The sequence below is a fragment of the Sinomonas sp. R1AF57 genome, from assembly GCF_002224485.1.
In the GTDB taxonomy this organism is placed as follows: Bacteria; Actinomycetota; Actinomycetes; order Actinomycetales; family Micrococcaceae; genus Sinomonas; species Sinomonas flava.
The window spans coordinates 559,611-580,703 of sequence record NZ_CP022463.1 but is presented as its reverse complement, the minus strand read 5'-3'; the positions used below and the strand labels follow the sequence as shown (position 1 = coordinate 580,703).

The window sequence follows — 21,093 nt, the reverse complement described above, 5'->3', positions numbered from 1 at the left end:
CGCCGACCGGTGGCGCCTCCGCTCCCATCAGGGCCCCCCAGAATCCTGAGCCCCTCCCCCCCGCCCCTCCCCGCCCCCGTCCTCCGCCCTCCCCTCCCCTGCCCCACCCAGGTTTCGGGTACAGCTATTCCCCTCCCACCCACCTTTCGGGTACAACAAACTCTCCGCTCGGGACTCTCAGGTACGCCAAATTCGCCTCTAATTAGCCCTGTGGATAACTTGCGACGGGCGGTGTCATAGGCCTATAGACTGGCCCCATCGCACCGGTCGCCCGTGTGGCGGCCGACCAACGACTTCGGGGGAATGTCCATGGCGCACCATCGCGCACTTCGTTATGCCCTGCCCGCCCTGCTTCTCAGCGGTTCTCTACTTGTCTCAGGCTGCGGAGGCGGCGCAACCGCCGGACCGAGCCCGACCGGAGGGCCCTCTTCAGAAGCCGCAACCGCTGACCCTCGGCCGACGCCGGCAAGCTCCACTGCACCAGCACGCAACATTCCGGTCCCAGCGCTTCCGGAAGCTGCGAAGCAGAACACGCGGGAGGGATTCGAAGCCTTCGTCCGGCACTACATCGACCTTCTGGACTACGCCTACCAGACCGGGGACACGAAGCCGGCCTTGGCCGTGGCTGCCCCCGACTGCACCATGTGCAACACGATTACCAGCGACGTGAAGAAGACCTACTCGACCGGCAAGTGGATCGTCGGCGGCGACTTGACTCTCGAAAGTTACGCCTCGGACGGCACCCCTGACGTAGACGAGATTTGGTTTGCTTATCTCAAGATCAGCCAGCGTCCATTCACTGATTTCAGCACTGACGGGTCGGGGGGATCTGCGTCGGGGGGAGTCGCGAACATTGGGGCAAGCGGCGAATTCTCTGGTGGTGCCTGGCGAATGTGGGACCTGGGCAAGGTCAAGGGCGACAAGTCATGATGACGCAGGTGCTCAGCGTCCTCGCCGCGGGCGCATGCTTCTTGTCCCCAATTCACTCTCAAATCCCTCGGGAGCCAGCGCCGTCCCCTCCCTCGACGTCCGCGGGCGCAACCGACGCCTCAATCGTCGTTGAAGCCCGGAAGCAGACGAAGGATACAAGGGCTTCAACTAAGAATGCCGTCGATTTGCCCGGAGGCCTCGTGGCCGATGGCCCCCAACCCTACTGGGACCGAGCGTGTCTGACTGACCCGAACGAGGTGGCTACGAAATGCCTTCCTCAGCAGGATCGCTGCGGCGGAGAAGGTGAGCTGATGCAGCTCATGGTGCCCGTTCCGGGGACAACGCCCACCCGCTACGCGAAGTCGGGCACCCCGACGTGCCAATTCCCGGACCAGCCGCTGCCGGTGCAGGGACCGGCTGCGATTCCTGCCTTCACCCAGAAGGAGTTCCGCGAGCTGCCCCTGGCCGCCGCGACCATCGGGTCCCAGCCGGGCCGACACACCCTCAAGGGCGCCGAGACCAACATCTACGCCGATGCCAAGGAGCAGACGTTCAATCTCACCCTCGCAGGCCATGGCTTCGTCATCAGGGCCCGTCCCGCAGAATACCGGTGGACCTACGGCGACGGCGCAGCCCTCACCACGACAGCGCCGGGTGGCCCCATCCCGGAGAGCCGCTGGGGCGAGAAGACCGTCACGAGCCACGCCTACGCAGCTACCGGCACCGTCGCGGTCGGACTCACAACGATCTTCACCGGCGAATACTCCGTCAACGGCGGCCCGTTCCAGGCCATTGTCGGCACAGCCGAGGTCCCCTCGCTCCCGCGCACGCTGAGCATCTGGCGCTCGGAGGTCAAACGCTACGCCGACGACTGCAACGTCAATCCCGCTGGCGACGGCTGCTCCTAGGCACGCACCGCGCGTACCCGAGACAGAAACGCGGACGGCGGGGTCCCCACCTAAGTGGGGACCCCGCCGTCGTGCGTGGGGTGTCCGGGCGGACACTCCGCGTACCCGAAACGTCAGATACGCGGATTGTCCGTACCCGAGACGGGGGGGCTTAGAAGCCGCCCATACCGCCCATGTCATCGGCACCCGGGCCAGCCGGAGCGGCCTTCTCGGGCTTGTCGGCGACGACGGCCTCCGTGGTGAGGAACAGGCCGGCGATCGACGCGGCGTTCTGCAGCGCCGAGCGGGTGACCTTGACCGGGTCGTTGACGCCGGCGGCCAGGAGGTCCTCGTAGACGCCGGTGGCGGCGTTGAGGCCGTGGCCGGCGGGCAGGCCGCGGACCTTGTCCACGACGACGCCCGGCTCGAGGCCCGCGTTGAAGGCGATCTGCTTCAGCGGGGCGTCGATCGCGACCTTGACGATGTTGGCACCCGTGGCCTCGTCGCCCTCGACCTGGAGGTTCGCGAACGCCTTGGCGCCGGCCTGGATGAGGGCCACGCCACCACCGGCGACGATGCCCTCCTCGACGGCAGCCTTCGCGTTGCGGACGGCGTCCTCGATGCGGTGCTTGCGCTCCTTGAGCTCGACCTCGGTGGCCGCGCCAGCCTTGATGACGGCCACGCCGCCGGCGAGCTTGGCGAGGCGCTCCTGGAGCTTCTCGCGGTCGTAGTCCGAGTCGGAGTTCTCGATCTCGGCGCGGATCTGGGACACGCGGCCGGCGATCTGGTCGGCGTCGCCGGCACCCTCGACGATCGTGGTCTCGTCCTTGGTCACGACGACCTTGCGGGCCTTGCCGAGCAGCTCGACCGTCGCGTTCTCGAGCTTGAGGCCGACCTCCTCCGCGATGACCTGGCCACCGGTGAGGATGGCGATGTCGGTCAGCATGGCCTTGCGGCGGTCGCCGAAGCCCGGGGCCTTGACGGCGACGGACTTGAACGTGCCGCGGATCTTGTTGACGATGAGCGTGGCCAGGGCCTCGCCCTCGACGTCCTCGGCGATGATGAGGAGCGGCTTGTTGGTCTGCATGACCTTCTCGAGGACCGCGACGAGGTCCTTCACCGAGGAGATCTTGGAGTTCACGATGAGGATGTACGGGTCCTCGAGGACCGTCTCCTGACGCTCGGCGTCCGTGACGAAGTAGGCCGAGATGTAGCCCTTGTCGAAGCGCATGCCCTCGGTGAGCTCGAGCTCGAGGCCGAAGGTGTTGGACTCCTCGACGGTGATGACACCCTCCTTGCCCACCTTGTCGAGGGCCTCGGAGATGAGCTCGCCGATCTGGGTGTCGCCGGCGGAGATGGACGCGGTGGCGGCGATCTCCTCCTTGGTCTCGATCTCCTTGGCGGAGGAGAGGAGCTCCTCGGTGACGGCCGCGACGGCCTTCTCGATGCCGCGCTTGAGCGAGAGCGGGTCGGCGCCGGCGGCGACGTTGCGGAGGCCCTCGCGGACGAGCGCCTGGGCGAGCACGGTGGCGGTGGTGGTTCCGTCGCCGGCGACGTCGTCGGTCTTCTTGGCGACCTCCTTGACGAGCTCCGCGCCGATCTTCTCGTACGGGTCGTCGAGCTCGATCTCCTTGGCGATGGAGACGCCGTCGTTCGTGATGGTGGGGGCGCCCCACTTCTTCTCGAGGACGACGTTGCGGCCACGCGGGCCGAGGGTCACCTTGACGGCGTCGGCCAGCTGGTTGAGGCCGCGCTCGAGGCCGCGACGGGCCTCCTCGTCGAATGCAATGATCTTGGCCATGACGGCTTCGGTCCTTTCGGGACGTGTCTGTCGGTGGGCCACCCTGCTGAAGCGCCCGCGACGGCCGGCTCCCGGGCCCGTATGGACGGACCGCGGAGGCCTCACCCCAGCGAGGTGTTCCTGTCCCCCGCGCCTGAGAGCGTTAGCAGTCAGAGCGTGGGAGTGCTAGGTCAATGTTTAGCACTCGACCCACCCGAGTGCAAGCGCACAGCCCCTCTCGGACGCTCGCGCGCCGGCGTGTTCGCGGCCAGCGCACGACGGCGCGCGCGGCTACCGCGTGACGGTCACCTCGCCGTCGTGCGCGGGCAGGTTGTCGGCATGGAAGGCGAGCACCATGAACCGGCCAGTGGTGACGTCCCCATGCCCGTCGAAGTCGATGGGCCCGGACTCCCCCTCGTAGTCCACGGCGGTCCCGCGGCCCTGCGCTTCGAGGCATGCGGCCAGGCCCGAGCACTTCTCGCGTCCGGCGGCCTGGCCCGGGCCCTGCCCAGCGGCCTCCCCGCCCGAGACGGAGGTGAGGCGGGAGGCGATGGAGGCGCCGGCATCGTCGCCGGCCGCGCCGGCTGCGAGGATCGCGAGGGCGGCGGCGTCGTAGGCCTCGGCGGCGAAGGTCATGTCCTTCAGGCCGGGCCCATGCTCGAGGACCGCGGTCTGGAAGTCGATGCTCGGGAAGGCCCCCGGGACGGCGGCGCGGGCGCCGTCGAGCACGCCGTTCGCGAGCGCCGAGCCGTACCGGTCCACGAGCCCGTCGGAGAGCAGGAGCCTTCTCCCGGGGATCCCGGCCTCGGCGAGCTGGGTGAGCACCGACCGACCGTCCGAGCGGGCGACGACGAGGACGGCGTCAGCGTCCTTCGTGCCCGCGGCCTTGGACCGGACGTCGCCGCGTCCGAACTCGGCGCTCCCGGACTCCTCGAGCCCGGCGGCCGAGGCCGCTCCCGCCGCGCCGGCCGCGACTGCCTTCCCGTACGCGCTGTCCTCGTGCAGCACCGCAATGCGATGGGCTCCGGCGCGCTTGGCGAGCTCGACGAGGGCGGCGCCCTCGGCACCCTCGGGCGCGGCGGTGCGGAAGAAGAAGCCGCCGCTCCGGTAGTCGCTCAGGCTGGCAGCGGCTGCCGCCGGGGAGATGAGAGGGACCTGTGCGGCGGCGAGCGCGTCGATGGCGGCGGGCGCGCGGCTCGAGTCCGTGGGCCCGATGACGACGTCGGCTCCGGCCTCCGCGAGCCGCTTCGCCCCGCTGCCCGTGTCCTCGCCGACGGCTGCGTCCAGCAGCTCGACCGGCTTCCCCTTGAACCCGCCGGCCGCATTCGCCTGCTGCACCGCGAGCACGACGGCGGCGCGCTGGGCGTCGTTCAGATAGGCGGACTGGCCGGCGGAGTCCAGGAGGAGGCCGAGCCTCAGGACGCCGTCGCCAGATGGCCCCGGGTGGGCGGTGCGCGCGTCGCCGCTGGGCCCGCAGGCCGCAAGGGCGAGAGACGCGAGGCCGGCGGCAGCCACGGCAGCAAGGCGTGGCAGTGCGGTGCCGCGACACCTCACCCGGCGTACCCGGGGCCCACAACGGCGGCCAGCGGCAGCCCGAGCGCCGGCGCCTCGAGCACGGTCTGGATCCCGAGGTCCGCCGCCAGGGCCTTCGCGGACCCGGCGTGGGCCGCGGAGCGGTAGTACACCACGGACGAGTTCACGGGGGCGCCGGCCCAGTTGCCCACGTCCGTGACCGTCCAGCCGGCCGTGCGAGCGGTGGTCGCGACGCGGTTGCCGAGCCCGGCCGTGCCGGTCGCGTTGTACACGCCGACCTCGAGGGCCTTGTTGGCGCTCTCGGTAGGCGTCGGGGTCGCGGTGGGGGTGGGCGCCGCTGAAGTCGGCGCCGGGGCAGGCGCGGAGGCCGCGGGCTGGGAGCCCTCGGGGGCGGGCTGCGAAGTCGACGGCGCCGACGCCACGGCGGATTCGGAGCCGCTGATCCCGAGGCGCGGGAGCAGGAAGAAGGCCACCGCCCCGATCACGAGGGCGAGGATGCCCGCGGCGAGGATCCACCCGAGGCCCGATCGCCGCTGCGGCTCCTCCCCCTCCCGCGTCCTGTGCACGCCCTGCCTGCGGGGAGACTCGGGTACTGCATCGAATTCGTCGCGGGGGTACGTTCTCATGCCTGGGTCAGGGTCCTTGTCGGTGGCCTGCTGGGGACAGCGGGCAGCGTCAGGCGCCCCCACCGAGCCGGCGGGCGGTGCGCGCGCGCTGCCGCGACGTCCTCAGTCTACGCAACCTCTTCACAAGCATCGGGTCGTGGGCCAGGGCGGCCTCGGTGTCAATGAGGGTGTTGAGCTGCTGGTAGTAGTGCGTGGCCGAGAGGTCGAAGAGGTCGCGGATGGCCTGTTCCTTGGCGCCCGCGTACTTCCACCACCCGCGCTCGAGGGCCAGCATCTTCACGTCCCGCTCGCTGAGCCCCTCCACGGGGCGGCCTGCCGCCGCCCGCTCGAGATCCTGGGCCCTGACATGGGTCTGGTGCGCTGCTGCCGACATGCGTTCCAGTTTAAGAGGGAACTACAGGAGTGTCATTCCGGCGCGCCCGGCGCTGCGCCCAGAGCGTAGGCTCCCGGGCGCCGCCGAGTTCCCTCTGGCACACTGGCGTAGATGATGGACGCCGAACCCCTCTTCGACCTGCCGGCGCCCGCGGCAAGCGGGTCCGCCGCCGGCGAGCACGCGGCGTCGTCCGAGGAGGCCGCCCGCGAGTTCGAGCGGATGGCGGCCGCCCCGCTCGCCGAACTCGTGCACCCCGAGTGGGCAGTGGCCCTCGCCCCCTGCGAGCCGACCCTGCGCGCCGCGCTCTCCGCACTCGCCCGGCAGGCGCACGACGGCGCCGTCATCCTCCCAGCCCCTGCGCGCCTCCTGCGGGCCTTCGCCCGCCCGCTGCACGAGGTGAAGGTGATCGTGATCGGCCAGGACCCGTACCCCACGCCGGGCCACGCGATCGGCCTTTCCTTCGCATGCGACGCCCACGTCCGGCCCCTCCCACGCAGCCTCGCCAACATCTACCGGGAGCTGTCTGCGGACCTCGGCGTACCTGCCCCCAGTGACGGCGACCTGTCCCCGTGGGCCGACGAGGGCGTCCTGCTGCTCAACCGGGTCCTGTCGGTGCGCGCCGGCGCGGCCGGGTCCCACCGCCGGCTCGGCTGGGAGGAGGTCACCGACGCGGCGGTGTGGGCGGTCGTCGCCCGTGGTGCACCGCTCGTGGCGATCCTGTGGGGCAGGGACGCGCAGTCGGTCGCGCCTCTCCTGGGAGCGACTCCGACCATCGCCTCGGCGCACCCTTCGCCGCTGAGCGCGTCGCGGGGGTTCTTCGGCTCGCGCCCGTTCAGCAGGGCGAACGAGCTCCTGGCCCAGCAGGGCGCCGCTCCCGTCCGCTGGGCCTGACCCGGGCCCCGCGTCACCGGAGCCGGGCCGGCGCGGGCCACCCGGTAGTCTGGGGCGCATGACTTCGGCCGCCGAGAGCCCAGTGCCGCAGGGACCCGCCGCCGCCCCCGCGAAGAGGGCCCGGCCCACGCTCGACCTCGTGGTCGCGCGCACCGAACAGCTGACCCCCCACATGGTCCGGGTCGTGGTGGGCGGGCCCGGGTTCGACGCCTTCGTCGACAACGGGTTCGCCGACAAGTACGTGAAGATCGCCTTCCCGACCGAGCTGCCCGGCGGCCGGTGGCCGGACGGGCCTGTGGACCTGCAGGAGCTCAAGGAGTCCCTCCCGCGCGCGCAGTGGCCAGTGTCCCGCACCTACACGGTGCGCTGGTTCGATCCCGCGGCCGGAGAGCTCGCGATCGACTTCGTGGTCCACGGCGACGAGGGCCTCGCCGGGCCGTGGGCCGCAAGCGCGCAGCCGGGTGACCGGCTCGTGTGCACCGGCCCCGGGGGCGCCTACTCGCCGGCACCGGACGCGCCGTGGTACCTCTTCGCCGGGGACGAGTCCGCGCTTCCCGCGATCGGGGCGGCGCTCGAGGCGCTCCCGGCGGACGCGACGGGGATCGCGTTCCTCGAAGTCGGCAGCGGAGACGACGTCATCGAGCTGCGCGCGCCCTCCGGGATCGATGTCCGATGGCTCTCCCGCGAGGGCTTCCCCGCCGGCGAGACTCTGGTGCTCGCCGAGGCCGTCGCCGAGTCGACGTGGCCCGAGGGCATCCCCCACGTCTTCGCCCATGGCGAGCGGGGGGCCATGAAGGAGCTCCGCGCCGTGTTCAAGCAGCGCGAGGTGCCGCGCGAACGTCTGTCCCTCTCCGGCTACTGGGCCCTGGGCCGGGCCGAGGACCAGTTCCAGGCGGAGAAGAAGCTCCCCATCGGCCAGATCTGAACCGCGTCCCCGGGGCACCCCGCGTGCCTCTGGGGGTCAGGTCCTGGGGGTCACCTACGGCGGGAGCGGCGGCGCCGCTCGAGGGACGCCCCGCCGCGGGTGAACGGCCGCGCGAGGTTGTCGCCGAGCACGACGCCGGCCGCCGCCCCCAGGATGATGGCCATCGCCGTGAGCATTCCCCCGGCGCCGGTGGTGATCTGCGCGGCGTCGATGGTCGCGATGTACATGGAGCGGAAGATCGTCAGCCCGGGCAGGAGGATGAGCGCCGCCGGCACCGCGACCACGAGCTGCGGCGCGCCGAGCCGGAGGGCCACGATCCGCGCGAGGAACCCCATGACGACGGCGCTCACCGCAGGCGCGATCCTGTCCCCGACCCCGAGCAGCCCCACCCCGGTCAGGGCGAGGTACCCCACGACGCCGACGGCCGCCGTCGGCAGCACGAGCCTCCGGGAGGTCTGCTCGGTGATGGCGATTGAGGCGACGGCGGCCCCGATGAGCAGCACCTGGACGATGTACGGATAGGCGGGCGGGAACGTCTCGGTGACGTCGATCCGCTCGATCCCGAGCAGCTCCCCCACGGCCGTGGCGACGGCGATCCCGGCCACGAGCGCGGCGAACGTGAGGAATGCCGAGAGGTACCGGCCGGCAGCTGTCACGGGGAAGCCGTTGATGGCGTCCTGCGTCGCGGAGACGAGCCGGGCGGTCGGCAACAGCAGGAGGATGCCGCCCACCACGACGATGGCCGGTGCGATGGGCAGCTGCGCGGCGAACATCAGCAGCGCGACCATCGTCACCACGAACGAGCTCGCGAGCGTGACGAAGAAGTCCGGGATCCGCCACCTGCCCATCACCCGCGCCACCACCGAGATCAGCAGGTTGGAGCCGAACGCGACGAGCGAGGCGAGCTGGCCCCCTCCGATGACGCCCACGAACGCTGCCGCGAAGACGCCGAACGCGAAGGTCACCGACCATTTGGGGAACGGCTTGGCGCGCCGCGAGATGCTCTGGAGCCGGCGCATCGCCTCGTCGCGGCCCACACCGCCCGCGGCGATCTCGGTGACGAGCTGGTGCACGAGCACGAGGCCGGCGTAGTTGCTCGTCCACGAGCGGACCACGCGCATGAGCGTGATCGGCGTCCCGTCCTGCGGTGCATAGTTGATCGCCACGGACTGGTTCGTGATGTCCACCTCGATGTGCCGGAGCCCGAGGGCGGCTGTGGAAGCGATCATGGAGGTCTCGACTTCGAGGGCGCCTGCCCCGTAGCGGAACATCGTCTCGGCCAGCAGGAGTGCGAAGTCGAGGGTCCGCCGGGCGGACTCGTCGGGCCCAGACGGGATCGCGAGGTTCTCGTACGGGCTGCCGGCAAGCCGGTCCACGATGCTCATCGGAGCCGTGGGCGGGTTCTCGCCCCGCATGAACCGCGCGAGGACGCGCTTCGCGGCGGCGTTGGCGCGGACCTGTGAGGCGCTGATCGGCTGGGTGGCCGGGGTCCCCGGCGCCGCGGGCGGCGGTGCGACCGCGGGAGCGGCTGCCGGGGGCGCGACCGGCGTCGCCGTCAGGGCCACCGGGGCGACCGGTGCCGGCGTGGGTGCGTGCAGCGCGGGCGGCCCGGACGACGCCGCGTGCCCACCCGGCGTCGTGCGTTCCCCGGCGGCAGTGGTCGCCGAGCTGTCCGATGCCGCCGCGGGCGCGTCGGTGAAGGCGATGGGTGTGATCTGCGGAATCACGCCGGCGGGGATGTCCCCGCCGGGCCCCTCCGCGCGTTCGGACTCCGCCATGCGTATCCCTCCCCCGGGACCCTTTCGTGGATCAGTAGAACTGCTGGCCCGTGCGGCGCGTGTAGAGCTGGCGCGCGATCCGCTCGCCCGCCGTCGTCCATGCTCTGTAGCGCAGCGGGTCGATGACGAAGTCCCAGCAGCCCACGAAGTCCGTCACGGTCTTGGTGAACGAGGTCTTGAACAGGCCCAGGCCGTGGAACGGGTGGGAGGTGTCCTTCAGGCGGTCCGCCGGGGGTGTGCCGCAGAAGTCGTACTCGGTGCAGCCGAGCTCCTTGACGCGGTTGATCGCGGTCCACTGCACGAGGTGGGAGTCGCCGTACTGGGTCCGCTTCTGCAGCGAGCCGCCGTCCTTGTACGTGCCCTTGCGGCCGTAGTTGATGACGAAGGCCCCGACGGAGGGCCGGCCGTTCTCATAGACGAAGTAGAGCCGCCCCTGGCCGCGCTGGGTGAATTCGGTCCAGAACTGGCGGTAGTAGTCGAAGCTGCGCACCTGCACGCCGGTGCGCGACTTTGAGTTCAGCGTCCCGGTCATGAGGGCGTGCATGGTGCGGTAGTTCTCGAGCGTGGGCTCCGCCTCGACCACCTCGACGCCCTCTCGCTCGGCGCGGCGGACGGCGTTGCGGCCGCGGGAGTGGAGGCTCTTGAGGATGAGTCGGGGCTCGGTGCTGATGTCGAGGATCGCCGTCGAGTCATTGGGCTGCAGGTTGGGGACCTTGACGAGGCCGGCCCCGGCCAGGAGCGCGCGGGAGGAGTCGGAGTCGACGATGTCCGGCTCGATCTTGACGGCGAACACGCCGAGGCGCTCCCGGAGGACGAACTCCTTCACCGCGGCGAGGGCCGCGGGGACCTGCTCGGCGGCCGCGACGTCCGGGCCCTTGATGAGGTACCAGAAGCGGCCCAGCAGGGGGACGGACTTCTCCAGGACGAGGTTGTAGCTCGGCTGTGCTTCATGCTCGCCGGCCTCTCCCCCATGGCCGACGCGCGGCTCCAGCACGAGATGCCGGACGTCCCACCCGAAGTTCCTCTTGACGGCCGCGAACGCCGCCGACTGGAGCAGGTTGCCGCCATTGGGGTTGGCCGTGACGTGCTTGTCCCAGTTCTCGATTTCGGTGTCGTTCGCGAAGCGGGCGGTGAAGGTGACAGTGTGGCTGGTCACGGAGGAGGGATCCCTTCGGTCTGGCTGCGGGCCTCTGCCAGTCTAGTCAGTCCGCGCTGCCGTCCCTCCCTCCGGGGCCGGTTTGCGCTCCCGGCGGATCGGGAAACCGGTAGGCATGGCACATGACATCACCGGCAAGAAGATCGCGTTCCTCCTGACCAACGGCGTGGAGCAGGCCGAGCTGACCGAGCCGTGGAAGGCCGTCGAGCAGGCGGGAGGCCAGCCGGTCCTGGTCTCCCCCGAATCGGGAACGATCACCGCGATGAAGGGCGACTGGGACCACGGGGATTCCTTCCCAGTCGACGTCCCGCTCTCCGGGGCCAACCCGGACGACTACGACGCACTCGTGCTCCCTGGTGGAACGGTGAACGCGGACAAGATGCGCCTCGAGAAGGAGGGCGTCGCGTTCGTGAAGTCCTTCGCCGAGGCCGGCAAGCCCATCTCCGCGATCTGCCACGGCCCGTGGATCCTCATCGAGGCGGGGGTGGTGAAGGGCCGGACGATGACCTCCTACGCGTCGCTCGAGACCGACCTCACCAATGCGGGCGCGCAGTGGGTCGACCAGGAGGTCGTGACAGACCACGGCCTCACGACCTCCCGCAACCCCGGCGACCTCGAGGCCTTCTGCAGCAAGATGCTCGAGGAGATCGCCGAGGGCCAGCACAGGTAGGAGCACCACCCGCAGGGGCCCGGCACGCTCTCAGCCGCTGGGCCCCTAGCACTCCACCACGTTCACCGCGAGGCCGCCCATGGCGGTCTCCTTGTACTTGTGGCTCATGTCCTTGCCCGTCTCACGCATGGTCACGATGACCTCATCGAGCGAGACGCGGTGCGTGCCGTCGCCCCAGAGAGCCATCTTGGCGGCGTTGATGGCCTTGGCGGCGGCGATCGCGTTGCGCTCGATGCAGGGCACCTGGACGAGCCCGCCGATGGGGTCGCACGTGAGGCCGAGGTTGTGCTCCATGGCGATCTCGGCCGCGTTCTCGACCTGGGCGGGCGTTCCGCCCATCACCTCGGCCAGACCGGCGGCGGCCATGGACGACGCCGAACCCACCTCGCCCTGGCACCCCACCTCCGCGCCGGAGATGGAGGCCTGCTCCTTGTACAGGACACCGACGGCGCCTGCGGCCAGGAGGAACTTGACGACCACATCGTCCTTGTCCTCCTGCGTCGCCTTGTCCATGCCGGGGGCATAGTTGAGCGCGTAGTAGAGGACGGCGGGGATGATCCCGGCCGCGCCGTTGGTCGGCGCAGTGACGACGCGGCCGCCGGAGGCGTTCTCCTCGTTCACCGCGAGGGCGATGAGGTTCACCCACTCCTGCCAGTACTTGGGATCGCGGTCCTTGTCCTCCTTCAGCAGCCGCTCGTGCCAGTCAGGCGCACGACGGCGCACCTTCAGTCCGCCGGGAAGGAGCCCCTCGCGCTTGAGGCTCGACTCGACGCAGCCCTCCATGACAGCCCAGATGTGGAGGAGCCCGTCGCGGATCTCGTCCTCGGACCGGGAGGCCTTCTCGTTGACGAGCATGATGTCGCTGATCGAGAGGCCCTTCGAGGAGCAGCGCCCCAGCAGCTCGGCAGCGGTGCGGAACGGGAAGGGGAGCTCCTTCTTGGACGCGTCGAGCTCCTCCTGCGCGGAGTCCTCCTCGCCCTCGCGCACGATGAAGCCGCCGCCCACGGAGAAGAACGTGGCCTCGTGGAGCAGCTCAGGCGACCCCTCGGCGTCGTCCGCGCCGAACACCTGGAACTTCATGCCGTTGGTGTGCCGGGGCAGGACGGTGAGCGGGTGCAGGACCATGTCCTTCACCCCGTACTCGAGGAGCGCCCCGCCCGCGAGGTTGAGCTTGCCCGTCTCGTCGATCGCGGCGAGCCGCTCCTCGACCTCGTGCGGGAGGATCTCCTCCGGCTCGAAGCCCTCGAGGCCCAGGAGCACGGCCGTGAAGGTCCCGTGGCCGTGGCCGGTCGCGGCGAGCGAGCCGTAGAGGTCGACGCGCAGCGAGGCGACGCGTTCGAGGATGCCCTTCTCGTGCAGCTCGCGTGCGAAGACGGCGCCCGCGCGCATGGGACCCACGGTGTGGGAGCTGGAGGGGCCGATGCCCACGGAGAACAGTTCGAAGACGCCGACGGCCATGTCGGGGATCCTTCCTGAAGGAGTTGGGGGTGCGTGGGCCCGGGATGGCCGGGCCCACGCAGGGGGTCACGCCAGGTCGGAGACCCCCGGGTAGAGCGGGTGCGCCGCGGCGAGGGCCTCGACGCGGGCCTTGAGGCCGGACAGGTCGCCCTCGGGCCCGGCGATGAGGGCCTCGGCGATGATGTCGGCAACCTCGCGGAACGCCGCCTCGCCGAAGCCGCGGGTGGCGAGCGCCGGCGTGCCGATCCGCAGGCCCGAGGTGACCATCGGCGGCCGCGGGTCGAACGGGACGGCGTTGCGGTTCACCGTGATGTCGATCGCCGCGAGGAGGTCCTCGGCCTGCTGCCCGTCGAGGGCGGCGTTGCGGAGGTCGACGAGGACGAGGTGGACGTCGGTGCCGCCCGAGACGACGCCGATGCCGGCGGCCTTGACATCCTCCTGCGTGAGCCGCTCGGCGAGGATCTTCGCGCCGGCGAGGACACGCTCCATGCGCTCCTTGAACTCCGGCGAGCCGGCGATCTTGAACGCCACGGCCTTGCCGGCCACGACGTGCTCGAGCGGGCCGCCCTGCTGGCCGGGGAACACCGCGGAGTTGACCTTCTTGGCGATGTCCGGGTCGTTCGTCAGGATGATGCCTCCGCGCGGGCCCGCGAGGGTCTTGTGCGTCGTCGACGTGACCACGTGGGCGTGCGGGACGGGACTCGGGTGCAGGCCCGCGGCCACGAGGCCGGCGAAGTGGGCCATGTCCACCATGAGGTAGGCGCCCACGGAGTCGGCTATCCGGCGGAACTCGGCGAAGTCGAGCTGGCGCGCGTAGGCGGACCAGCCGGCCACGATGAGCTGCGGCCGGTGCTCCTGGGCGAGGCGCTCGACCTCGGCCATGTCGATCCGGTGGTCGTCCTCGCGGACCTGGTACGGGATGACGTTGTAGAGCTTGCCGGAGAAGTTGATCCGCATGCCGTGGGTGAGGTGGCCGCCGTGGGCCAGGTTCAGGCCCATGATCGTGTCGCCCGGCTTGATGAGGGCGTGCATGACCGAGGCGTTCGCCTGGGCGCCGGAGTGCGGCTGCACGTTGGCATACTCGGCGCCGAAGAGTGCCTTGACGCGCTCGAGCGCGAGCGTCTCGATGACGTCGACGTGCTCGCAGCCGCCGTAGTAGCGCTTGCCCGGGTAGCCCTCGGCGTACTTGTTGGTCAGGACCGAGCCCTGCGCCTGCATGACGGCCACAGCGGTGTGGTTCTCGGAGGCGATCATCTCGAGGCCGCCGCGCTGGCGGGCTGCCTCGGCATTGATGCTCGCGGCGACCTCCGGGTCGAGGGCGGCCAGGTCGGCGTCGAGCGACTGCGAGCGGACCTGCTCGAACTGTGCCGCGCCCTGCACGGGGGCGCTCACAGCTCGCCGCCGTTCTTCTCCGCGTACTCCTCGGCCGACATGAGCGGGCCCTCCTCGGAGACCTGGACGGTGAAGAGCCAGCCGGCGCCGTACGGGTCCTCGTTGACCAGGGCCGGGTTGTCGATGGCCTCCTGGTTGACCTCGACGACCGTGCCGGAGACCGGCGAGTAGAGGTCGGAGACGCTCTTCGTCGACTCGATCTCGCCGCAGGTGGCGCCCGCGGTGACCTCGCTGCCGGCCTCCGGCAGGTCGAGGTAGACGACGTCGCCCAGCGCGTCAGCGGCGACCTGGGAGACGCCGACCTTGGCGGCGGCACCGCCGTCGGTGTCGAGCCACTCGTGCTCTTCGGAGTAACGGAGGCCGGTCTGGACCTTGCTCATAGTGGTCTTCCTTTTCTTCTCTGAAGGGAAAGCGTGGAGCGCTACTTCTGGCGCTTGTAGAACGGGAGCTCGACGACCTCGAAGGGCTCGGCCTTGCCGCGCAGGTCGGCGTCGAGCTTCGTGCCGGGAGCGGAGAGCTCCACGTCGACGTACGCGAGCGCGACCGGGTAGCCGAGGGTGGGGCTGGGCTGGCCCGACGTCACCTCGCCGACCTGGGCGCCGTCCTTGAGGATCGGGTAGTGGCCGCGGGCGGCGCGCCGGCCGAGTCCCTTCAGGCCGACGAGGCGCTGGCCGCTCGTGGTGCCCTCGCCGGAAGCCTTCTTGGCCTCGAGCGCGGAGCGGCCGACGAAGTCGCCCTCCTTGCTCTTGAGGGCGACGACGCCGCCCAGGCCCGCCGCGAAGGGCGAGCGCTCACGGGAGAGCTCGTTACCGTAGAGGGGCATGCCCGCCTCGAGGCGCAGGGAGTCGCGCGCGGCGAGGCCGCACGGGATGAGGCCGTGGCCCTCGCCGGCAGCCTTGAGTGCGTCCCAGAGGGCGGCGGCGCTGCCGTTGCCGACGAACAGCTCGAAGCCGTCCTCCCCGGTGTAGCCGGTGCGGGCCAGGAGCACCGGAATGGTGCCCTGCTCGAGCTCCACCTCGACCTCGACGGCCGCGTAGTACTTGAGGCCCGTGACGGCGTCGGCATCCTGGGCGCGCACGACGGCGAGCACGATCGCCTCGGCGTTCGGGCCCTGGACCGCGACGAGCGACGTCTCGTCGGAGGCGTTGCGGAGGGCGACCTTGCCAGCGTCGGACGAGGCCGAGAACGCGGCGAGGCGGTCCTCGAGCTCGGAGGCGACGGTCAGCGCGTTGCCGGCGTTGGGCACCACGAGGAAGTCGTTCTCCGCGACACGGTAGACGATGAGATCGTCGATGATCCCGCCGTCCTCGGCGCAGATGAGCGAGTACTTGGCCTTCCCGACCGCGATCGCGGACAGCTTGCCCACGAGCGCGTAGTCGAGGAACGCGCCGGCGCCGGGGCCGGTGGCCCAGACCTCGCCCATGTGGGAGAGGTCGAACAGGCCCGCCGTCTCGCGGACGGCGCGGTGCTCGGCGAGCTCCGAGCCGTACTTGAGCGGCATCTGCCAGCCGCCGAAGTCGGTGAACGACGCGCCGAGCTCGGCGTGCCTGTCATACAGCGCGGTGTGGCGCTCTGTGGTGGTCTCAGTCATGGAGAGTCTCCTTGCGGTGGTTGAGCGAAGCGAAGCGGAGTCGAAACATGGTCTGGAGCCGGTTTCGACTCCGCTCAACCAGCGTGGTCGGTCAGTTCTCGAATGCTTCGAGGGGCGGGCACGCGCAGACGAGGTTGCGGTCGCCGCCGGCACCGTCGATGCGGCCGACCGGGGCGAAGTACTTGTCCTGCGTGTGGACCGAACCCGGGAAGGCGGCCTGCTCGCGGGTGTAGGGGCGGTCCCAGTCGGAGGAGACGACTGCGGCGGCCGTGTGCGGCGAACGGCGCAGCGGCGAGTCCTGGACCGTGAAGTCGCCGGCAGCGACCTGGTCGATCTCGGCGCGGATGGCGACCATCGCGTCGATGAACCGGTCGATCTCGACGAGGTCCTCGGACTCGGTCGGCTCGACCATGAGCGTCCCGGCGACCGGGAACGCGAGGGTCGGGGCGTGGAAGCCGAAGTCGATGAGGCGCTTCGCGACGTCCTCCGCGGTCACGCCGGTCTTGGCGGTGAGGTCGCGCAGGTCGAGGATGCACTCGTGCGCGACGAGGCCGCCCTCTCCCGTGTAGAGGACGGGGAAGGAGGAGTCGAGGCGCTTGGCAATGTAGTTCGCGGCCAGGAGCGCGGACTTCGTGGCCTCGGTCAGGCCGTCGCCGCCCATGAGCTTCACGTACGCCCACGAGATCGGGAGCACGCCGGCGGAGCCGAAACGCGAGGCCGAGACCGGGACGTCGGCCCCGCCGTCCCACGTCGCGGCGTCGCCCGGCATGAACGGGGCGAGGTGCGCGCGGGCCGCGACCGGGCCGACGCCGGGGCCGCCGCCGCCGTGCGGGATGCAGAACGTCTTGTGCAGGTTCAGGTGCGAGACGTCGCCGCCGAACTTGCCCGGCTGGGCGAGGCCGACGAGCGCGTTCATGTTCGCGCCGTCGATGTAGACCTGGCCGCCCGCGGCGTGGACCGCGTCGCAGACCTCGCGGACGTCGGCGTCGTACACGCCGTGCGTGGACGGGTACGTGATCATGATCGCGGCGAGCTCGTCGCGGTGCGCCTCGATCTTGGCGTTGAGGTCGGTGTGGTCGATCGTGCCGTCGGAGGCCGTGGCGACGACGACGACCTTCATGCCTGCCAGGACGGCGGAGGCCGCGTTCGTGCCGTGGGCCGAGGCGGGGATGAGGCACACGTTGCGCTGCGACTCGCCCCGGGAGGCGTGGTAGCCGCTGATCGCGAGGAGGCCCGCGAGCTCGCCCTGCGAGCCCGCATTCGGCTGGATGGAGACCTGGTCGTAGCCGGTGATGGCCGCGAGGTCCGCCTCGAGCCCGGAGATGAGCTCCCGCCAGCCCTCGGTCTGCGAGTCCGGAGCGAACGGGTGGATGCCCGCGAACTCGGGCCACGTGATGGCCTCCATCTCGACCGTCGCGTTGAGCTTCATCGTGCAGGAGCCCAGCGGGATCATCGTGCGGTCGAGGGCGAGGTCGCGGTCGGAGAGCTTGCGCAGGTAGCGCATCATCTGCGTCTCGGAGCGGTACGAGTGGAAGACCGGGTGGGTCAGGTACTGGCTCGTGCGCAGCGCGTCGGACTCGATCGCGAAGCCACCGTCAGCCGCAGCGCTGGGATGGACGTCGACGCCGTCGCCCGCGGCGCCCGCGCCGAAGACGCCGGCCACGGTCGCGACGTGCTCGGAGGTGGTGGTCTCGTCGCAGGAGATGCCGACGGTGTCGGCGTCGACGAGGCGCAGGTTCACGCCCTGCTTCTCCGCCTTCTCCACGAGGGCGGCGGCGCGGCCGGGGACGCGGGCCGTGATCGTGTCGAAGAAGCTGCGGTGGGCGATCTCGACGCCGGCGCCCTCGAGGGCCGCGGCGAGCGAGCGCGCGTGGCGGTGCGTGCGCTCCGCGATCGCCCGCAGGCCCTCGGGGCCGTGGTAGACGGCGTACATGGACGCGACGATCGCGAGGAGCGCCTGCGCCGTGCAGATGTTGGACGTGGCCTTCTCGCGGCGGATGTGCTGCTCACGGGTCTGCAGCGCGAGGCGGTAGGCGGGGACACCGGCGTCGTCCTTGGAGACGCCCACGAGGCGGCCGGGGAGCTGGCGCTCGAGGCCGGCGTGGACCGCCATGAAGGCGGCGTGCGGACCGCCGTAGAAGAGCGGGACGCCGAAGCGCTGCGCGCTGCCGACGGCGATGTCCGCGCCCTGCTCGCCCGGGGACGTGATGAGGGTGAGGGCGAGGAGATCCGCGGCGATGGTCACCATCGCGCCGCGCTCCTTGGCCTGGGCGATGAGACCGGAGGCGCTGGCGACGAGGCCGGACGCGCTGGGCTGCTGCAGGACGATGCCGTTGATCGGGCCGTCGGGCAGGCCGGCGGAGAGGTCGGCGACCTCGACCTCGAAGCCGAGGGCCGCGGCGCGGCCCTTGACGATCGCGATCGACTGCGGGAAGAGGTCCGCGTCCAGCACGGTCCGGCCGTTCGCGGCAGCCTTGTTCTTGTTGGCGCGGCGCATCAGCAGCACGGCCTCGACGACGGCGGTGGCCTCGTCGAGGAGGGACGCGTTGGCGATCGGGAGGCCGGTGAGGTCCTCGACCGCGGTCTGGAAGTTCAGGAGGGCCTCGAGGCGGCCCTGGGAGATCTCGGGCTGGTACGGGGTGTACGCCGTGTACCAGGCCGGGTCCTCGACGATGTTCCGGCGGATGACCGGCGGGGTGACGGTGTCGTAGTAGCCCTGACCGATCATCTGGACGCGGGGCTTGTTCTTGGCCGCCAGAGCGCGCAGGGAGGCGAGGGCCTCGGACTCGCTGAGCGCCGTGTCGAGCGTGAGCGGCTGCTCCTGCTTGATGCTGTCGGGCACAGCTGCCGAAGCGAGCGCGTCGATGCTGTCGAACCCGACGGTGTTGAGCATGTGCTTGATGTCGGCGTCGCGCCGGACGCCGATGTGGCGGTCGACGAAGACTGCGGGGGAAAGGTCCGTCACGGGGAACTCCATCATTTCGGCCCACCCGGTGGGGTGTGGCGATGTAACAGGTTCCTCCCCGCTCTGTATGGGACCTGAGAGATTCCGCCGGATGGTTCCGGCTTGCACCGTCGGTGAGCCCAATTGGGCCGCTTTCCAGAGTTGCCTTGCCGCAGCGGTACAGGTGCCTGAGAGATTCCTGGGGAGGTGTTGCTCCTACGGCGCCTGCTTGCTCTTGCTCGCAGGACTCTCCCGCCGCAGATCAGAGGCTGTCTTCAATTGTGCGCACACCCCGAGCGTTCGGCGCCGTGGTGTACGTCCAATTCTGCTATGCCAAGGGTCACATCGGCAAATGCCTTCCCCGTCCGGGCCCAACTGAGAGCCGCCTCCCGTGACGCCGAAGGGCCCCGTCCTGATGGACGGAGCCCTTCTCGCCTGGCGCAGCTCAGCCGGTAATCGGCGACCGCTCGCGCCGCAGCCGCTCCTGCGCCGCCTCGGCGGTCTGATGGATTCCCTTGAATGCTCCCACCATGAGGGTCGTGCCCAGGAATGCCAGGACACCGAGCCCGAACAGCAGCGCGCCCAGCGCCACGGTGCCGAAGAAGACGGCCGTCTGAAGGTTGAAATCGAACATCGCTCCACTCGCTCCGGCCCCTCCCCTAGAAGGACCACCCCCTAATTTTCGCTGCCCGACGGCGGCGGAATGACGCGGCGGCCGACGCGGCGGCTGTGATCTTCGACACCCGGGTCAGTTGCAGGCGATCCCGTCGCCGTTGCGGTCGAGCTGGAGGCTGTACCCGGCCTCGCCCGCGGTCAGCGTCGCGATTCCCGCCGCCCGCAGGGCACCGCAGTTCTTGTAGCTGGGCGCGGGGCGGGCCGGCGCCGGGGCCACGGTCTGCGCGGGTGCCGGCGGCGCGGCAGCCGCGGACACGGGCTGCGGGGCGGGCGGCGCCGAGAGGATCTGGCTGGGCGCAGCGTTCGCCGCTTCCGGTGCGGCCGGCGTGGCGGGGATGCTGGTCGGGGCTGCGGACGTGGACGAGGGCCGGGCGGCGGGCTGCGTCGTCGTCGCACCCGGTGCCGGGGCACGGCCCGCGGGGGCGGCCAGGCCGCTGAGGGCCGAGGACCAGGCGCCGGCGACTCCCTGCACCGAGGCTGCGCCGAGCGCGAGGACGAGGGCCACGATGCCTCCCCACACGACAGCGGTCGGCACGAAGCCGGAGCCGGCGGACCTCCGCGCGGAAGACTTCCAGAAGAGAGCGAGGCACAGGAGCACTGCCGCCACGGCAAGGACGGCGGCTGGGGCAACCACGAGACCGGCGACCGCCACGCCCGCTGCCAGGGCCGCGAGAAGCGCCGTGAGAGGACGGATCCGGGTACGCTCGCGGCGCTCCCTCAGGCCCTCTCCGGGCCCTGAAGGAGCCTCGTCGTGGGGTCCGGTCTCAGGTAGCACCGCATGCCATTCTGCCACGCGTCTGCGCTCGGCCTCAGGGGCGCGGGCCGCCCCTGCCACCGCGGTGGGCTTCCCATTCTTCCCGCAGCACCCCGTAGACGACCGCGTCGTAGAGCTCGCCGCGGACCTTCCGGGCCTTGCGGAACCGGGCTTCCTCGGTGAAGCCGAGCTTCTGGCCCACCCGGCACATGCCGACGTTCCCGCTCCAGGTCGCGAAGTCGAGCCGGCCGCTGTCAGTGGCCGCGAAGAGGTAGTCGGTCCACAGTGCCAGCGCCTCGGTCCCGTACCCACCCGACCAGTGCGCCGGGTCGAACACGACGAGGCCCAGCCGCCGCCACGGCAGCAGCGCGGTGCCGTCAGCGGACTCCTCCCCCGGCTTCTCCTCCCAGTACCACGAGGCCTGGCCCACGAACTCGCCCGAGGCCGCGTCCACCACGGCGAGGTTCTCGCGCACGGCCGGCCAGTCGGCGTCGTGCGCCCGCCGCAGGAGCCCGTCGCACCAGCGGTTCGCGCCGTCTGCGGTCCACCGCGAGTAGAACGGTCCGTCGAAGAGCTGCCACTCGTGTACCCCGTTGGGGGTCGTTCCGGAGGCAGGGGGGACAATCCACCGCCGGTAGGCCTCGATGTCGTCGGGGGTCCAGTCGCGCAGCACCACACGCGACCCGGTCAGGAGCACAGGGGAGGTCACCTGCGCCACCGTACACGCAGA

General features: G+C 70.9%; 19 protein-coding genes and 1 riboswitch. Of the genes, 5 read left to right on the top strand and 14 right to left on the bottom strand.

Annotation, left to right across the window (positions count from 1 at the left end; all coding sequences use genetic code 11):
* The first annotated feature begins 309 nt into the window (after positions 1 to 309).
* Both CGQ25_RS02740 and CGQ25_RS02735 read left to right on the top strand, forming a co-directional pair.
* Complete coding sequence (locus CGQ25_RS02740) at positions 310 to 930, top strand: DUF6318 family protein (protein ID WP_208711700.1); 621 nt, start codon at positions 310 to 312, stop codon at positions 928 to 930.
* 311 nt (positions 931 to 1,241) lie between these two features.
* Positions 1,242 to 1,838: a hypothetical protein gene (locus tag CGQ25_RS02735; RefSeq protein WP_255405527.1), complete on the top strand. Its 597-nt coding sequence runs from the start codon at positions 1,242 to 1,244 to the stop codon at positions 1,836 to 1,838.
* Between the two features lie 151 nt (positions 1,839 to 1,989).
* Here the strand turns inward: CGQ25_RS02735 and groL are convergent, their stop codons facing one another.
* From groL to CGQ25_RS02715, 4 genes are all read right to left on the bottom strand, one after another.
* The gene (gene groL / locus CGQ25_RS02730) at positions 1,990 to 3,618 is read right to left on the bottom strand and encodes a chaperonin GroEL (protein ID WP_208711699.1); all 1,629 of its coding nucleotides are present in this window, start codon (positions 3,616 to 3,618) and stop codon (positions 1,990 to 1,992) included.
* 270 nt (positions 3,619 to 3,888) lie between these two features.
* Positions 3,889 to 5,112 (bottom strand): ABC transporter substrate-binding protein, encoded by a 1,224-nt coding sequence (locus CGQ25_RS02725; RefSeq protein WP_255405526.1) that lies wholly within the window; start codon positions 5,110 to 5,112, stop codon positions 3,889 to 3,891.
* 35 nt (positions 5,113 to 5,147) lie between these two features.
* Entirely contained in the window at positions 5,148 to 5,756 is a 609-nt protein-coding gene (locus CGQ25_RS02720; protein ID WP_208711698.1) for a LytR C-terminal domain-containing protein, read from the bottom strand.
* A 49-nt stretch (positions 5,757 to 5,805) separates the two neighbouring features.
* Entirely contained in the window at positions 5,806 to 6,030 is a 225-nt protein-coding gene (locus tag CGQ25_RS02715; RefSeq protein ID WP_369802316.1) for a DUF3263 domain-containing protein, read from the bottom strand.
* A 210-nt stretch (positions 6,031 to 6,240) separates the two neighbouring features.
* On the opposite strand from CGQ25_RS02715, the gene CGQ25_RS02710 reads away from it, so the two are divergent.
* Both CGQ25_RS02710 and CGQ25_RS02705 read left to right on the top strand, forming a co-directional pair.
* Entirely contained in the window at positions 6,241 to 7,020 is a 780-nt protein-coding gene (locus tag CGQ25_RS02710) for a uracil-DNA glycosylase (RefSeq protein ID WP_208711696.1), read from the top strand.
* 58 nt (positions 7,021 to 7,078) lie between these two features.
* Positions 7,079 to 7,945 carry a siderophore-interacting protein gene (locus tag CGQ25_RS02705; RefSeq protein ID WP_208711695.1) on the top strand — a complete coding sequence of 289 codons (867 nt, stop codon included), beginning with the start codon at positions 7,079 to 7,081 and terminating at the stop codon, positions 7,943 to 7,945.
* A 50-nt stretch (positions 7,946 to 7,995) separates the two neighbouring features.
* On the opposite strand, the gene CGQ25_RS02700 is transcribed toward CGQ25_RS02705, so the two are convergent.
* Together CGQ25_RS02700 and CGQ25_RS02695 are read right to left on the bottom strand one after the other, a co-directional pair.
* Positions 7,996 to 9,723 (bottom strand): threonine/serine exporter ThrE family protein, encoded by a 1,728-nt coding sequence (locus tag CGQ25_RS02700; RefSeq protein WP_255405525.1) that lies wholly within the window; start codon positions 9,721 to 9,723, stop codon positions 7,996 to 7,998.
* Between the two features lie 31 nt (positions 9,724 to 9,754).
* Entirely contained in the window at positions 9,755 to 10,879 is a 1,125-nt protein-coding gene (locus CGQ25_RS02695; protein ID WP_208711694.1) for a peptidoglycan bridge formation glycyltransferase FemA/FemB family protein, read from the bottom strand.
* Between the two features lie 115 nt (positions 10,880 to 10,994).
* Between CGQ25_RS02695 and CGQ25_RS02690 the strand changes: the two genes are divergently transcribed.
* Positions 10,995 to 11,549, top strand: coding sequence for a type 1 glutamine amidotransferase domain-containing protein (locus tag CGQ25_RS02690; RefSeq protein WP_208711693.1), 555 nt, complete (start codon positions 10,995 to 10,997; stop codon positions 11,547 to 11,549).
* Between the two features lie 45 nt (positions 11,550 to 11,594).
* Here CGQ25_RS02690 and CGQ25_RS02685 read toward each other — a convergent pair whose 3' ends face one another.
* The 8 genes from CGQ25_RS02685 to CGQ25_RS02650 all read right to left on the bottom strand — a co-directional run bounded on the left by CGQ25_RS02685 (position 11,595) and on the right by CGQ25_RS02650 (position 21,072).
* A complete protein-coding gene (locus CGQ25_RS02685; protein ID WP_208711692.1) occupies positions 11,595 to 13,007 on the bottom strand; it encodes an L-serine ammonia-lyase in 1,413 nt (470 codons plus the stop codon).
* A 66-nt stretch (positions 13,008 to 13,073) separates the two neighbouring features.
* A complete protein-coding gene (gene glyA / locus CGQ25_RS02680) occupies positions 13,074 to 14,399 on the bottom strand; it encodes a serine hydroxymethyltransferase (protein WP_208711691.1) in 1,326 nt (441 codons plus the stop codon).
* Entirely contained in the window at positions 14,396 to 14,779 is a 384-nt protein-coding gene (gene gcvH / locus CGQ25_RS02675) for a glycine cleavage system protein GcvH (RefSeq protein WP_208711690.1), read from the bottom strand. The genes glyA and gcvH overlap by 4 nt, the downstream gene beginning before the upstream one ends.
* 41 nt (positions 14,780 to 14,820) lie before the next feature.
* Positions 14,821 to 15,990: a glycine cleavage system aminomethyltransferase GcvT gene (gene gcvT, locus CGQ25_RS02670; protein WP_208711689.1), complete on the bottom strand. Its 1,170-nt coding sequence runs from the start codon at positions 15,988 to 15,990 to the stop codon at positions 14,821 to 14,823.
* A gap of 91 nt (positions 15,991 to 16,081) precedes the next feature.
* Complete coding sequence (gcvP, locus tag CGQ25_RS02665; protein ID WP_208712832.1) at positions 16,082 to 18,967, bottom strand: aminomethyl-transferring glycine dehydrogenase; 2,886 nt, start codon at positions 18,965 to 18,967, stop codon at positions 16,082 to 16,084.
* Positions 18,968 to 19,100: 133 nt separating this feature from the next.
* A riboswitch (glycine riboswitch) is annotated at positions 19,101 to 19,199 on the bottom strand.
* Between the two features lie 180 nt (positions 19,200 to 19,379).
* Complete coding sequence (locus CGQ25_RS02660) at positions 19,380 to 19,568, bottom strand: hypothetical protein (RefSeq protein ID WP_208711688.1); 189 nt, start codon at positions 19,566 to 19,568, stop codon at positions 19,380 to 19,382.
* A 114-nt stretch (positions 19,569 to 19,682) separates the two neighbouring features.
* The gene (locus CGQ25_RS18625; protein WP_304442230.1) at positions 19,683 to 20,384 is read right to left on the bottom strand and encodes an excalibur calcium-binding domain-containing protein; all 702 of its coding nucleotides are present in this window, start codon (positions 20,382 to 20,384) and stop codon (positions 19,683 to 19,685) included.
* Positions 20,385 to 20,418: 34 nt separating this feature from the next.
* The gene (locus tag CGQ25_RS02650; RefSeq protein WP_255405523.1) at positions 20,419 to 21,072 is read right to left on the bottom strand and encodes a GNAT family N-acetyltransferase; all 654 of its coding nucleotides are present in this window, start codon (positions 21,070 to 21,072) and stop codon (positions 20,419 to 20,421) included.
* Positions 21,073 to 21,093: the final 21 nt, after the last annotated feature.

Excerpts from the sequence above, each read along its gene's own strand:
- CGQ25_RS02740 (WP_208711700.1), top strand. The coding sequence starts at position 310 with ATGGCGCACCATCGCGCACTTCGTTATGCCCTGCCCGCCCTGCTTCTC.
- CGQ25_RS02735 (WP_255405527.1), top strand. The coding sequence starts at position 1,242 with ATGCAGCTCATGGTGCCCGTTCCGGGGACAACGCCCACCCGCTACGCG.
- groL (WP_208711699.1), bottom strand. The coding sequence starts at position 3,618 with ATGGCCAAGATCATTGCATTCGACGAGGAGGCCCGTCGCGGCCTCGAG.
- CGQ25_RS02720 (WP_208711698.1), bottom strand. The coding sequence starts at position 5,756 with ATGAGAACGTACCCCCGCGACGAATTCGATGCAGTACCCGAGTCTCCC.
- CGQ25_RS02715 (WP_369802316.1), bottom strand. The coding sequence starts at position 6,030 with ATGCTGGCCCTCGAGCGCGGGTGGTGGAAGTACGCGGGCGCCAAGGAA.
- CGQ25_RS02710 (WP_208711696.1), top strand. The coding sequence starts at position 6,241 with ATGATGGACGCCGAACCCCTCTTCGACCTGCCGGCGCCCGCGGCAAGC.
- CGQ25_RS02705 (WP_208711695.1), top strand. The coding sequence starts at position 7,079 with ATGACTTCGGCCGCCGAGAGCCCAGTGCCGCAGGGACCCGCCGCCGCC.
- CGQ25_RS02700 (WP_255405525.1), bottom strand. The coding sequence starts at position 9,723 with ATGGCGGAGTCCGAACGCGCGGAGGGGCCCGGCGGGGACATCCCCGCC.
- CGQ25_RS02690 (WP_208711693.1), top strand. The coding sequence starts at position 10,995 with ATGGCACATGACATCACCGGCAAGAAGATCGCGTTCCTCCTGACCAAC.
- CGQ25_RS02685 (WP_208711692.1), bottom strand. The coding sequence starts at position 13,007 with ATGGCCGTCGGCGTCTTCGAACTGTTCTCCGTGGGCATCGGCCCCTCC.
- gcvH (WP_208711690.1), bottom strand. The coding sequence starts at position 14,779 with ATGAGCAAGGTCCAGACCGGCCTCCGTTACTCCGAAGAGCACGAGTGG.
- gcvT (WP_208711689.1), bottom strand. The coding sequence starts at position 15,990 with ATGACTGAGACCACCACAGAGCGCCACACCGCGCTGTATGACAGGCAC.
- gcvP (WP_208712832.1), bottom strand. The coding sequence starts at position 18,967 with ATGGAGTTCCCCGTGACGGACCTTTCCCCCGCAGTCTTCGTCGACCGC.
- CGQ25_RS02660 (WP_208711688.1), bottom strand. The coding sequence starts at position 19,568 with ATGTTCGATTTCAACCTTCAGACGGCCGTCTTCTTCGGCACCGTGGCG.